General features: G+C 39.8%; 12 protein-coding genes. 7 read left to right on the top strand and 5 right to left on the bottom strand.

What is annotated here, in order from left to right:
* The first annotated feature begins 42 nt into the window (after positions 1-42).
* Positions 43-1,950 carry a threonine--tRNA ligase gene (gene thrS / locus FFM68_RS01840; RefSeq protein ID WP_137617732.1) on the top strand — a complete coding sequence of 636 codons (1,908 nt, stop codon included), beginning with the start codon at positions 43-45 and terminating at the stop codon, positions 1,948-1,950.
* 26 nt (positions 1,951-1,976) lie between these two features.
* On the opposite strand, the gene FFM68_RS01835 is transcribed toward thrS, so the two are convergent.
* Positions 1,977-2,570, bottom strand: coding sequence for a TetR/AcrR family transcriptional regulator (locus FFM68_RS01835; protein WP_137617731.1), 594 nt, complete (start codon positions 2,568-2,570; stop codon positions 1,977-1,979).
* A gap of 99 nt (positions 2,571-2,669) precedes the next feature.
* On the opposite strand from FFM68_RS01835, the gene FFM68_RS01830 reads away from it, so the two are divergent.
* The 4 genes from FFM68_RS01830 (at position 2,670) to FFM68_RS01815 (ending at position 6,700) form a co-directional block, all read left to right on the top strand.
* Positions 2,670-3,737, top strand: a complete 1,068-nt coding sequence (locus FFM68_RS01830; RefSeq protein WP_137617730.1) for an ABC transporter permease — start codon at positions 2,670-2,672, stop codon at positions 3,735-3,737.
* A gap of 1 nt (position 3,738) precedes the next feature.
* The gene (locus FFM68_RS01825; protein ID WP_137617729.1) at positions 3,739-4,410 is read left to right on the top strand and encodes an ABC transporter ATP-binding protein; all 672 of its coding nucleotides are present in this window, start codon (positions 3,739-3,741) and stop codon (positions 4,408-4,410) included.
* 160 nt (positions 4,411-4,570) lie between these two features.
* Complete coding sequence (locus tag FFM68_RS01820; RefSeq protein ID WP_137617728.1) at positions 4,571-5,575, top strand: nucleoid-associated protein; 1,005 nt, start codon at positions 4,571-4,573, stop codon at positions 5,573-5,575.
* A gap of 174 nt (positions 5,576-5,749) precedes the next feature.
* Positions 5,750-6,700 (top strand): P1 family peptidase, encoded by a 951-nt coding sequence (locus FFM68_RS01815; RefSeq protein ID WP_137617727.1) that lies wholly within the window; start codon positions 5,750-5,752, stop codon positions 6,698-6,700.
* Between the two features lie 125 nt (positions 6,701-6,825).
* Here the strand turns inward: FFM68_RS01815 and FFM68_RS01810 are convergent, their stop codons facing one another.
* From FFM68_RS01810 to FFM68_RS01795, 4 genes are all read right to left on the bottom strand, one after another.
* Positions 6,826-7,545 carry a DUF8817 family protein gene (locus FFM68_RS01810; protein WP_137617726.1) on the bottom strand — a complete coding sequence of 240 codons (720 nt, stop codon included), beginning with the start codon at positions 7,543-7,545 and terminating at the stop codon, positions 6,826-6,828.
* Positions 7,546-7,774: 229 nt separating this feature from the next.
* Positions 7,775-8,122 (bottom strand): alkaline shock response membrane anchor protein AmaP, encoded by a 348-nt coding sequence (gene amaP / locus FFM68_RS01805; protein WP_137617725.1) that lies wholly within the window; start codon positions 8,120-8,122, stop codon positions 7,775-7,777.
* A 163-nt stretch (positions 8,123-8,285) separates the two neighbouring features.
* Positions 8,286-10,025, bottom strand: coding sequence for an ABC1 kinase family protein (locus tag FFM68_RS01800; protein ID WP_137617724.1), 1,740 nt, complete (start codon positions 10,023-10,025; stop codon positions 8,286-8,288).
* 140 nt (positions 10,026-10,165) lie between these two features.
* Entirely contained in the window at positions 10,166-10,627 is a 462-nt protein-coding gene (locus FFM68_RS01795; protein ID WP_137617723.1) for a DUF441 domain-containing protein, read from the bottom strand.
* 248 nt (positions 10,628-10,875) lie between these two features.
* Here FFM68_RS01795 and FFM68_RS01790 point away from each other — a divergent pair, with 248 nt between their 5' ends.
* Positions 10,876-11,826, top strand: coding sequence for an aromatic acid exporter family protein (locus FFM68_RS01790; protein ID WP_137617722.1), 951 nt, complete (start codon positions 10,876-10,878; stop codon positions 11,824-11,826).
* Positions 11,827-11,901: 75 nt separating this feature from the next.
* The gene (locus FFM68_RS01785) at positions 11,902-12,714 is read left to right on the top strand and encodes a DUF4097 family beta strand repeat-containing protein (RefSeq protein WP_137617721.1); all 813 of its coding nucleotides are present in this window, start codon (positions 11,902-11,904) and stop codon (positions 12,712-12,714) included.
* Positions 12,715-12,720: the final 6 nt, after the last annotated feature.

Here is a 12,720-nt window from a genome sequence, read left to right as displayed (position 1 = left end):
CAATAAATTTTTTAGTGAGAAAGCGGATCGGAGTTGAGTTGAATGTCAAAAGAAATCGAAATTGTTTTACCGGATGGAAGCAAACAAAAGGTGAGAGAAAACACCACCTTATTTGAAATAAAAAATCAATTGCAAGAAGACGCAGTTGTAGGCAGTATTGATGGCGAGCTTGTTGACTTATCAACTCCAGTCAAAAAAAATTCAGAGATTGCTTTTTATGATTGTACTTCTCCTGAAGGGGCGACAGCAATCTGTCAATTGGTCAGTCTTTTGCTGGAAGAAGCGATCAAAGCACAACATCCTGAAGCTCTTTTTGCTAAACCGCAACGTGAAGATCAAACGATTTGGGTCGACTTGCGCGTAAATCAACCACTGAGTGCGCTAGCCTTGAAAGATCTGGAATACCACATCAAAAAAAGAATCAAAGCCGATGCAAAAATCGAAAGTCTGACATTGACCGTGTCAGAAGCAAAAGAGATCTTCAAAGACAATGAATTGAAGCTTTTTGCCTTATCGGAATTGGAAGAAAACCGACTCGTTTTCGTTTACTCTTTCGGGGATGTGACGGAATTTTTCCTTGAACCGGCCGCCTTGGAACTAGCAACTGCCAAATATTTTTCATTATTGAAAGTTTCTGGCGCTTACTGGCAGGGAAACCCGGATAATGAAATGCTGCAACGGGTGACCGGTGTCGTTTTTGCGGAAAAAGCGCAGCTCTTAGCGCATTTGGATTATTTAGAGGAATCGGAAAAACGCAGCCATCAAAAGCTCGGCAAAGAACTGGATCTATTTATGTTTTCTGAAGAAGCACCAGGAATGCCTTTCTACTTGGAAAATGGGCTGATCATTCGCAATGAATTGCAGAAATTTTTGCGTGAACTGCAAGCAAAATATGATTATAAAGAAGTTAAGACTCCATTGATTTTGAATCAGCGTTTATGGGAACGTTCTGGTCATTGGGATCATTATAAAAACAATATGTACTTCACAAAAGTCGCAGATGAAGATTATGCATTAAAACCGATGAACTGTCCGGGACATTGTTTGATCTTTAAAGACCGCAAGCGGTCGTATCGCGATCTGCCGATGCGAATGGCTGAGTTTGGTCAAGTCCATCGCCACGAATTCAGCGGAGCATTGAACGGCTTGCTTAGAGTTCGGACATTTTGTCAGGATGATGCACATATTTTTGTACGACGAGATCAAATCGAACAAGAAATCGCATTAGCTTTAAAAATCATTGATGAAGTTTATAAGATCTTTGGTTTTGAATATGCTGTCGAGCTGTCGACGCGGCCAGATGATTTCATGGGCGAGATTGAATTGTGGGACGAAGCCGAAGCTTCTTTAGGAAAAGTATTGACGGACCTTGGCTATAAATACAATATCAATGAGGGCGACGGCACCTTTTATGGACCGAAGATCGATATTTATATCAAAGATGCTTTGAATCGCAGCCATCAGTGTGCGACCGTTCAATTAGATTTTCAAATGCCGGGGAAATTTGATTTGACGTATATCGATGAGAATAACGAAGCGGCGCAACCAGTAATGATCCATCGGGCAGTTTTTGGTTCACTGGATCGTTTCCTAGGTATTTTGATTGAACATTACGCAGGTGCCTTTCCATTTTGGCTGGCGCCAAAACAAGTAGCACTGCTCAGCGTTGCGCAAGCACATGATACTGGCGTAGAAGAATTGTTCCAAGAATTTCATGCCGCCGGGATCCGAGTCGAAAAAGATCTGCGGAATGAAAAATTAGGCAAAAAAATCCGCGAAGCAGAGCTGCGGAAAATTCCGTATATTTTAGTTATTGGCGACAAGGAATTAGCAGACGGCAGTTTTGCCGTACGCAAACACGGCAGTGCCAGTGTTAAACAAATGTCAAAAGCAGAGTTTATGGACGTATTAAAGCAGCAAGCACTAGAAAAAAATCATCAATCTTACTAAATCATTGAAAAGGGGTTGTGACTTGGTCACGACCCCTTTTTGATTCCTTCAAGCAACCAATGTGTCTTAAAATGGAAATCGCGCAACAACTCTGCCGCGCTCCAATGATTTGCCAGCATGTCTGTTAACGAATCGATGACTAATTTCATTGAAAAATATAAAAAACTAATTTGCTCGTCTAAGCCAGGCATAATAAAATGATTTTTTGCCAAAAGTTGTGTCCAGGCAGAGAGACTATGCTCTGTTGCTGAGCGATAGGAAAAGAGATGACTATTTTGAGACAACAGAACCAATTGACGGTAGCGGGGATCTTCTTGAGTTAAATCGACATAAAGCAATAAGAAGGCTTCGATTCCTTGAAAGAAATCGTCTTCTTGCTCGATCATATATTGGATGATCTCTCCATGGATCTGTCCAGCGTAGAAGTGGATCAAATAATCATAGGCATCATTTAAATCTTCAAAATATTTATAAAAAATTCCCCGCGACATCTGTAAAGCTTCTACGATCTCGCTGACTTTTACTTGACTGACAGGTTTTTCATAAAAAATCGTCAGCAATAAGTCACGAATCTCAGCCTGACGTGCTTTTGGTAAATTTTGAAAAGTTTTTTTAGGCATCGGGCACCTCGAATCATGTTTTTTTCATTATAACATAGGAGCAAAACTAGTGACATTTTGTCACTATAAGTGTACGCTAGTTTCAGAAAGGGTGAGTAGATGTTTTTAGCTTGGAAAGAAATTCGCTATGCGAAATTGAGATACGGATTGATCGTAGGGATCATGATTTTAGTTGCGTATGTAGTTTTTATGTTGTCAGGATTAGCCGGCGGGCTGGCTGATGGCAATCGCAAGGCGATCGATGATTGGAACGCAACGGCAATTATTTTGTCAGAAGATAGCAACAAAGTAGTCAATGCTTCACAGTTGCAACAAAGCGATGCGAATCGTGTAACGGCGAAAGAAAAAGCCGAAGTAGGCGTCTATGCAACTGCTGTTAAGAAAAAAGGCGGCGGTGAAAAAACAAATGTTTCAATTTTTGGGACTGCTAATGATGCTTTTATCGTTCCAAAAATCATCAAAGGCCGCCTGTATCAAAACAAAGATGAAACGATCGTATCTGAAAATTTATTAGCAGAAGGCTATCGTTTGAATCAGTCGATAAAAATCAATGATCAAACATTGAAGATCGTTGGAGTGATCAAAGAAACGACATATATGATCGCGCCGGTGATCTATTTGAATCCAACTGTATTCAATACATTGAAATATGGGACGCATACTAACGGAAATGACCCCATCAATATGATCGCGACAAAAGGTCAAACGACAATTGAACAAGAAGGTCAGACAAAGTTGGAGAAAATAACTCCAGAAACATTTATTGAAAATATTCCCGGGTACACTCCAGAGAAATTGACGCTGAATACAATGATCTATTTCTTGTTTGTTGTTGTAACTGCGATTATTGGAATTTTTATGTATGTGATCACGTTGCAAAAAACGTCGATTTTTGGTGTGATGAAAGCGCAAGGAGTAGCGACTAGCTATTTAGTGCGCTCAGTTTTAGCACAAGCATTTCTCGTAGGAATAATCGGAGTTGCCGTCGCTGTTGGATTAAGTGTACTCACTAGTTTGATTCTACCAAGCGCGTTGCCGTTTGCGGTCCATGCTACTCAATGGGCGTTGTATAGTGTGATCTTAGTAATTGTCGCGATGATCGGCGGATTATTCTCGATGCGGACTGTCACAAAAGTAGACCCAGTAACAGCGATTGGAGGAGAATAAGATGAGTAATGTCTTACTGATGGAAAAAATCGTAAAAAAATTTGGTCAAGGACATACAGAAGTCACGGCATTAAAAAAGATTGATTTTACTGTTGCAAAAGGCGAATTTGTAAGTGTGATCGGGCCTTCAGGCTCAGGTAAGAGTACGTTTTTAACGATCGCCGGTGGTTTACAGACACCGACTGAAGGAAAAATCAGCATCAATGGCTCAGATTTCAGTCAGATGAATGAGAAAGAACGTTCAAAAGCGCGGTTCAAAGAAATCGGTTTTATTTTACAAAGTTCCAATTTAATTCCGTTTCTAAAAGTTCAAGAACAATTTCAATTGGTAGAAAAAATCGAGGGAGAAAAAAAATCGGCAAAGATCGAAGAGTTGCTGAAATCTTTAGATATTTGGGAGTTGCGAGAACAATATCCCAAAGCCTTATCCGGCGGCGAAAGACAGCGAGTCGCCATCGCGCGTTCGCTATTTAACGACCCGCAGTTGATCTTGGCGGATGAACCGACAGCCAGCCTTGATTCTGAGCACGCGTATGATGTAGTAAAACTTTTGGCCAAAGAAGCCCATGAGCGCAAGAAAGCGATTGTCATGGTCACTCATGATGAACGAATGACGCAGTGGAGTGATCATATTTATCAAATGAAAGATGGAGAATTGTTGCTAAAACAATAGTTGCTAAATTTCCTGTTTCCTGTGTATGATAGTTAGGCTGCTGATTTTATTCAAGCGAGAAGCAGTTAGGATAAAATAGATGAAACCGTCTGACTAAATCTAAGTTTAGCAAGGCGCAACGTTTAAGGATCCAACGAATTCAATAGAAAGCAGGGAACAGATGGATATCTATTTAAAAAAGGCCGCCCTTCACATCGTTGACCGGGAATCTGGCGATCCAATCTACAGTCAAAGTGAATTAGATTTGACGAAAGAGTACATTCACGACTATGTAACGAAAAAAGTTCAAAAATTATCTTCGGCCCAAACAAAGACAGGAACATTAGCAGAAGATTCACCTTTTGCTCTATTGAGCCGGCAAGCAGAACATGATTTTTTATCGGCTAGTGAAAAAATCGTAGCTCGCTGGTATGAAGCCTATAAAGAAAGTGAAGAGGCGCCTAGTGCGGATGCGTTTGTCGTATTATACGAAGAAGATACGCAGCTCTATCTAGCTTTTTTGAAAGTCAATTATCATGAAGGTTACACCCATATCGTTGATTCCGATGAAGCGGGATTGAAAAATGAATTGATCCTTCATCGTGCACTACTTTCAAATAAAACACAAAAAGCCGACGAAGGAATCGTCGTTAATTTAGGCAACTTAAGTTATGAATTGATTGAAAAAAAATATCCTTTTTCCGGGGAGAAACGTTTGTATTTTTCAACCCAAGTGATTGAAAGTCGTCCAGCTCCTTCATTGGAAGAAAATGTACGGGTCATCAAGAAAGTAGCGGAAAAAATCGGTGCAAAGTTTGAAAGTCCAAAACATGATGTGATCGCTGATGTGAAAGAAGCTGTTTATGATGTAGTAGAAGAAAGTGGTCAGATTGATGCTAAAATCGTGGCCCAAAAAGTTTTCAAAGATAATGTATCGGCTCAGATTGCTTTTCAAGAAGAAGTCGTAGAAAAAGGGTATGTCGATCAAGCGCCGCTTTTACGGGAAGTTCGCGAGATCACGGAGAAAAAATACGGCAAACAAAAATTAAAATTATCGAACGGAATCGAATTGATCGTACCGCTTGAGGTCTATCGCAATCCTGAGTTGATTGAATTTATCAATAATCCAGATGGGACGATCTCTGTAACAATCAAAAATGTCGACGAAGTGATCAATCGCTTGTAAAAAAATGCCTAGTTTTGAGGCAGAATTGATTAGATACAAAAATAAATGTAATGATCCAACGAGCAATAATTTGCTATGTAAGATGCAAAAGCCGACTTTTTCTATTTAAAAAAAGTTTGTAAAAAGTTAAACTAGCTTAAAGCAAAGCAGCAAAAAGTAGTCGGAGGAAATCACATGGAAGAATACCAAGAATTTTTTCGGATCGGACAATATACTGATACAGAAGCGATGACCGGCTGTACCGTGATTTTATGTGAAGATGGTGTAACTGGCGGTGTTTCTGTTCGAGGCGGTTCGCCGAATACGCGAGATACCGATGCCTTGAAATCAGAAAACAATCGAAAGTTTGTCCATGGAGTGACGTTATCTGGCGGCAGTGCGTTTGGCTTAGCAGCCAATGCAGGCGTCGTAGATTTTTTAGAAAAGCATAAAATTGGGCGAGATATGGGAATCACCTATATCCCGAACGTTGTCGGTGCGAGTCTTTTTGATCTTCGGATCGGACGTTTTGATGTTCGACCGGATTTTCAAGCAGGGTATAAAGCTTGCGAGCAGGCTTTCAACAATCAAACGTTTCAATTAGGAAATTATGGCGCGGGAACAGGCTGCAGTGTTGGGACGATCAATGGTGAAAGAAATGCCATGAAAGGCGGGATTGGTCTGCACACGATGCGTCATAAAAAATTGTGGGTTACTGCGGTAGTCGCAGTCAATGCAGTGGGCGATGTTTATGATGAAGCGTTGGGCAAAATCATCGCGGGTGCACGCAAACCTGGCGAGCAGAAAATTGGTTTTTCTGAAGCACTTTTTCTAGAACATTATCAAAATGAGCAAGCATTGTTTGATGGCAATACGGTGATTGGTTGTATCATGACGAATGCGACGTTTTCTAAAGCTAAGATGAATAAATTGGCAGACCTCAGTCACAATGGAATCGCACGGGCCATTCGTCCAGCGCATACAACTTATGATGGGGATACTTTATTTGTTCTAGGTGCCAATCAAATTGAAACGAGCTTTGAGGCGGTATCGATTTTAGCCGTTGAAGCCGTTCGTCAAGCGATCCTTAAAGGTACAAAGGCGGCTAAAACATATGGGGATTATTTAGCCTATCGGGATATTTAACTATAAAAAACGACCGCGTTCGATTTTGAGTCTGACGCTGTCGTTTTTTTGTGCTGTGTATTCTAAGCAGAGAATAGCTTTCCACCGGATAGAAGAGCAAACGGTGTGATTGTTAATTTAACAAATTAGTGTTCTTTTTTATTTTGCAATTTTTGATAATACTGATAACTATCGCTTGTTCGATCAATTGTCGAAAGTTGCTTTAGTTGGTTTTCCGCTTGTTGCAAGTAGTCAAAAGATTGCGGTTCGTCTTCTTCTAAAGCATACATATCGGCAAGCAGCACGTATGCTTGGAAAATGACCCAGTCGCTTTCTGTAGCCAGATTACTTTTAGCTAATGCTCGTGTCATCATTTGGATCGCTTCGCGGGGACTTTCATGGGAATAAGCCAACGTATTGCTTTCTTTATACAATTTCTCCAACCGTGTCATTTCAGTCGTTGTCTTTTTCTCATGGCTTTGCGCAAAAATAAAATAATTGCCGTTGGGATCTGTCAGCGTGAAACGGCGATCGGAATTAAGATCACGCGGCAGACTCATTTTTGGCAGACCAGAGCGGCTTATTTTCTTTCCTGTACTTTCTTGGAAATTTTTTTGCAAAGTCGTTTGCAAGTCGTCAACATTTTCTACGATCACTAATACGATATTCGTTGGCGTAGGGACCGCTAATTTTTTATAGGCAAATAGATGAAAAACTAATTCATGATATTGCATGACGGCATACCCGCCGGAACGCTCTTGATCTTTATACTGATTGACAAAACCAAGATTTTTGAAAAACTGAACCGTTGCTGCAAAGTCTTTGGCTGGAACTGTAGGGAGCGTTGCTGAAATTTTGAAAGTCATTTATTTCTCCTTAAGTTGAGATTTTTTTGAAACGGATTCTACTTGTTTTTATATTATGGGACTCTGATTGTATCATTTTGGCAAAAATAGATAAGAAAAATGCTAGGAAGTTCCTATTTCAAAAAAAGCCATTCAGAAAATTGGTTGTGAGACATAAAAAACAGCCAAGAGCGCTCTTGGCTGTTTCTTTAGAAAACTGACTAGCAAAAAACTAGTCAGTGGGGAAGGCTCATTTGACTCGTTGTTCGGTTTCTGAGTCGTCACTGCGTCTAGTTTGTTCATCTAAAAATTTTTTTTGGGGATTTATTTGTTTGTGTTCTTCTTTTAAAGTAAATTTGATGATCCGCTTTGGATAAAATAAAATCACAAAGATAGTGATCATTGTTAAAATGGCTAAAATCACGCTTACCCAAAATAGATACAGCTGTGCGTAATTATTTGTTAAAATGAACAACCGCAACGAACTGAAATTTAATGGATTTTTGGCGATAAAATAATAAATAGCCGCAGTAGATAGAAAAATAGAGAGCAGAACAAAAGAAAAAATGATCAAAATGATTTTGAGGGATCGATTCATTTTCTGCCTCCTTTTGTCAAAAAAATAGAATGCTTTTCATAAAAATGATAAAATATTCTTTTGCTTAAGTAAACGAATCTGCTCACTCAATCATAAGATTCATTGCACGAAGAGGATTAGTTATAGCAAAAAAGGCAGTGACAGCAATCTGTCACTGCCTTTATCAATGATCTTTCCATTTGCGATAACGACGGTAGAGACTTTCGATGATCAAAAAAAGGATCGAAAGTGCAGCAATTGAGTAACCGAAGATTCCTAAGTCAGAAATCAAGGTATCCCCTTTTGGTGAAGTCTGGACCAAGATTGAAGAGCCGATGACTAAGGCAGAAAGAATCAACCCGATCACTAAACGATTGACCATTGCTTCTGCTCGTTCTAAAAGATTTCGCTGATTTTTTAATTCAAGATTCAGTTTGCCCTTTCCTTTAGCAAAAGTATCCAAAACATTTAGCGCGTGACTAGGGATTTTCGGTAGCGCCTTTAAGGTAGATAAATAATCTAAGCCGGTTTCTCGCAGCGTGTCATTTAGATTCAATTGTTGAATGAAATATTTTTGGGCAAAAGGTGCAATAACTTCGAATAAAGACAGATCTGGATTCAGATCTTCGATGACACCTTCTAATGTGCCGAAAGCTTTGATCAGCATCGTGGCAGAGTCATCAATCTGTAAATTATTATCGTGGCAGATAAGGATGACTTGCGAGAAGACTTTTTGCAAATCGATTTCTTTTACCGGCAGATTCAAATAGCGATTTAAAAAATCATCCAACTCATCAGTAAATTTTTCTTCATCAAAAGGACCGACTTGTTTACAGATTGCATGGACGGCATTGGTGATTCGTTGATTGTCTTTGCTATAGATCGCAATGATCACATTGCTCATTTTGACTTGCATCTCGCGATTGAGCGTGCCCATCATGCCAAAATCAATAAAATTCAAGCGAAAAGGACGCAGTGTTTCGGCTTTTGCATAGGTGATCTTATAGGGAATTTTGCCAAACTGTCCTTGATGTTCGCGGCTTTTTATTTGCGGGGTTGGCTGCTCGCTTTCTGCTAGCAAATGCAATAAAATATTTCCCGGATGGGGATCGGCGTGGAAAAAACCGTCTTCGAAGACTTCTTTCATGAAGTGTTCGATCAGCAACTCACTGACTGTTTTTTTCAATTCCTTATAGGTCGTCTTTCCCTGAGCAATCGTGTCATCTGGTGCGCTGATCAATTCTTTTAAATTCGTTCCAGACATTAGTTCCATAATGATGACTTTTTTTGTAGAGTAGGCGTCTTCCATTTTAGGTACGCGAATTTCTTTCCACCCGTTGTTCAAGCGATAGAATTCTTCCGCTAGGACTAATTCTTTTTGGAAGTCCAATTCGTTTTGTAAAGACTCTCGAATCTCTTTCAAAATGCTTTTTAGGTCGATCACTTTGCTTTCAGGAACCCAGTTAGCTATTGGCACAGCCTTTTCAAATAAGGAAAGATCCAAATCAATCTCAGCCGCGATTCCTGGATGTTGGACCTTAGCCACGACGGGTTGTCCATTTTTTAAACGGGCGTGATGTGCCTGTGCGATCGAGGCAGAAGCGAAGGGCTGTTCTTCGAAAGACTCAAAAATTTCGGTCAACGGCAACTCCAGCTCTTTTTCAACAAGTGTTTTGACTGACTCAAAAGGATCTGTTTTTACATCGTCTTGCAAGTTTCGTAGTTCTTTTGTAAAAGCCAACGTGAAAATATCTGTTCGAACCGACATCATTTGTCCTACTTTGATAAAGGTCGGTCCCAATTCTTCAAACGCTTTTCGGACCGCTACAGGATCTTTTTGTTGTGTAATATTTTTTACAACATGATAGTGGTTGAGGATTTTTACGATTTGCCGCAAACGAGCAGCTTTAGATTGTTCACGCATTGATTCCACCTCCTAAGGTAAGCTAGCTCCGTGACAGAGATGACCGAGAATTTTCGGCTCATTTCTATCTTACAAAAGATTTTTACAAGATACAAACAAACCCCTAATGCTCTTTGATCAAAAAGAATTAGAGGTTTGTTTTATTTAGCAGTCACGATTTGGATGACTTGCATGATAGAATAAGTGATACCGGCGGCAATCACAGGTCCAGCAGCCACGCCTTTTAAAAAGACCACGCCAATGATCGTACCAAAAACTAATGCTACCGTAACTTCCGGCGATTGATTAATCAAACCGACGCCTTTGGCAGATAAGATGGCAACTAATACGCCACAGATCGTCGCTACCCAGCCGAGGGGCGATTTTAAGGTGTTCAAAAGATCTTTCAAAACGATATCGCCTGTTGCAATCGGCACTAAGATCGTGGCTGAGATCAAGGTAACGCCCCAATTGATCCCTTGTTTATTTAGGATTGATAAAAATTTATCTGAATAAGGAATCAATTTTAAAAGCAAAATTGCCGCGGTTGCAATCAAGAGACTTTGATTTTTTGCGAGCAATGCGATCAATAAAATGATCCCTAAGAAAAGCCAACTTTCCATCTTTTCACTCCTTTTCTTACATCGTAATCAGATGTTTGTTTAATACGTCATCTGATGATCCATCGTAATTACTATACAAGATAATTCAAGAAGTTGCGACTGTTTTCCAAAACGGCGTTACCACAAGCTTCTAAATAGATTTGCCAGTTTTATTTTGCTAAAGTAGAAACGATTCTTGCAAGAGGCAGTTTTTAATTAACTTGTGGAAAAAAACAGCATGTTAGTTTAAATAATAAAGGAGGAAACCAATGAAGATCGGATTACGTACAATCAAAACGGCTGCCGCTGCACCGATTGCTTTACTGATAGCCAGCAGTTTCGACCTAGAATCGGCTGCTTCAGCGGCGATCATCGCGCTATTGACTGTAACCAATACAAAACGCTCTACTGCTAGGACTGCGATCAACCGTTTGGTTTCGCTGACACTGGCGACTAGTATCGCAGCTGGGTGTTTTATTCTTTTAGGATTTCATCCACTAGTTTTTGGTTTGTATCTGTTATTATTTATCCCGCTTTCCATTCGCTTGGGTTTAGCAGAAGGGATCGCGGTCAGCTCAGTCTTGATCACACATTATCTGGTGGCAGGCGAAATGTCTGTGAATTTGATTATCAATGAATATTTGTTGATGATCATCGGTGTCGGCTGTGCGCTGGCAGTTAATCTTTACATGCCTAACACGGAGAAAAAAATTCAGGAAGATCAAGCAGTCGTTGAAGTTTCCTTACGAAAAATGTTAGGAGCGATGTCTAATAATTTGAATCAATTGGACAAAGAAAAACAGTTGGTCAGCGAATGCTTGGCTTTGAGGGAGTTCATAAAAACCGCGCAAATTCGTGCACAAGAATTTGAAGAGAATCGTTTCTTTTCGGGAAATAGTTATTATTTTGAATATTTTGCGATGCGCCGCCTGCAGCTGAACGTTTTAGCCGATATGCTGCAAATCTTGAATCAATTAAACGCGTCGCCAGTCGATGTGAAAGAATTGCAAGAACTGTTTGAGTTTACTGCCCAGACTTTAGCTGAAGACAACGATGGTTCAGCGATCTTGACGAAAATTGTAGCGCTAGATCAGCGTTACCAGCAAAAAAAATTACCAGAAGATCGTCAGACATTTGAAGAACGCGCCATGCTTTTTCAACTTTTTCGATTATTTCAAGAGTTTATTGAGATCAAAGCTGGCTTCCATCGGAACAAATAAGAAAAATCAGTCTTTTGTCTGATAGAAACAGGTAGAAATTTCTTTATAATAAAAAGAAAATAGTTGAGGTGGAAAATGAAAAAAATAATTGCTGGTTTGGTTTTGATTGGTATTGCGTTAGTGGGGATGGTCAATTTGTCTTCACAGCGCGTAAGCAATGAAACATTTACTACAGAAAAGTCCGTTAAACAGTTGATCATAGAGGATCGAAATATACCGATCGAGATCGTTGGTGTATCTGGCGAACAGACTCGGATAAAATACAATCAAAGTCGAGACATCAAATATAAAATCAAACAAACGGGTAATACATTAGACATGGAACGAAAAAAAGTATTTGGTTTCAACTTCAACTTTTTTGATTTTGGTAGACGGGAGCCTAAAGTAACTGTCGAGGTACCAAAAGCTGAGTTGAACGAGCTTCAGGTCGAAACGTCCAATAGTAAAATTTTAACGGAAAATCTTACATTGAATCAGTTAGAGTTAGAAACGAGTAACAGCAAATTGCATATCACTAATGTCGATGCAAAGACGGTTGATGCTGAAACAAGCAACGGTGAAATTGATCTTGCGAAACTAACGTTCAACGAGGGAGACTTTGAAACAAGCAACAGTAAAATAAACTTGGAAGACTTGGATTTTGGGGAAGGTGACTTTCAAACATCAAATGGCAAGATCAATTTGAAGAATGTAAAACCTGCGGAATCTGTATTGTTGGCAACGAGCAATGCTCAAGTAACTGGTACGATAATCGGGGATCAAGCCGATTTTTCAACGCGGGCCAAAACAAGTAACGGATCAAATACTTTAACGAATCAAACCAACGGTTCAAAAGAGTTAACAGTCAAAACAAGTAATGGAGATATTGCGGTCACATTCATCCATTAATTGAAA

The sequence above is a fragment of the Enterococcus xiangfangensis genome, assembly GCF_005405365.1.
GTDB classification, from domain to species: Bacteria; Bacillota; Bacilli; order Lactobacillales; family Enterococcaceae; genus Enterococcus_A; species Enterococcus_A xiangfangensis.
This window is presented reverse-complemented; position numbering and strand designations above follow the sequence as displayed.

Coding starts and splice junctions, on each gene's coding strand:
- FFM68_RS01815 (WP_137617727.1), top strand. CDS start 5,750: ATGGAAGAATACCAAGAATTTTTTCGGATCGGACAATATACTGATACA.
- FFM68_RS01820 (WP_137617728.1), top strand. CDS start 4,571: ATGGATATCTATTTAAAAAAGGCCGCCCTTCACATCGTTGACCGGGAA.
- FFM68_RS01810 (WP_137617726.1), bottom strand. CDS start 7,545: ATGACTTTCAAAATTTCAGCAACGCTCCCTACAGTTCCAGCCAAAGAC.
- FFM68_RS01795 (WP_137617723.1), bottom strand. CDS start 10,627: ATGGAAAGTTGGCTTTTCTTAGGGATCATTTTATTGATCGCATTGCTC.
- amaP (WP_137617725.1), bottom strand. CDS start 8,122: ATGAATCGATCCCTCAAAATCATTTTGATCATTTTTTCTTTTGTTCTG.
- FFM68_RS01830 (WP_137617730.1), top strand. CDS start 2,670: ATGTTTTTAGCTTGGAAAGAAATTCGCTATGCGAAATTGAGATACGGA.
- FFM68_RS01825 (WP_137617729.1), top strand. CDS start 3,739: ATGAGTAATGTCTTACTGATGGAAAAAATCGTAAAAAAATTTGGTCAA.
- FFM68_RS01835 (WP_137617731.1), bottom strand. CDS start 2,570: ATGCCTAAAAAAACTTTTCAAAATTTACCAAAAGCACGTCAGGCTGAG.
- thrS (WP_137617732.1), top strand. CDS start 43: ATGTCAAAAGAAATCGAAATTGTTTTACCGGATGGAAGCAAACAAAAG.
- FFM68_RS01800 (WP_137617724.1), bottom strand. CDS start 10,025: ATGCGTGAACAATCTAAAGCTGCTCGTTTGCGGCAAATCGTAAAAATC.
- FFM68_RS01785 (WP_137617721.1), top strand. CDS start 11,902: ATGAAAAAAATAATTGCTGGTTTGGTTTTGATTGGTATTGCGTTAGTG.
- FFM68_RS01790 (WP_137617722.1), top strand. CDS start 10,876: ATGAAGATCGGATTACGTACAATCAAAACGGCTGCCGCTGCACCGATT.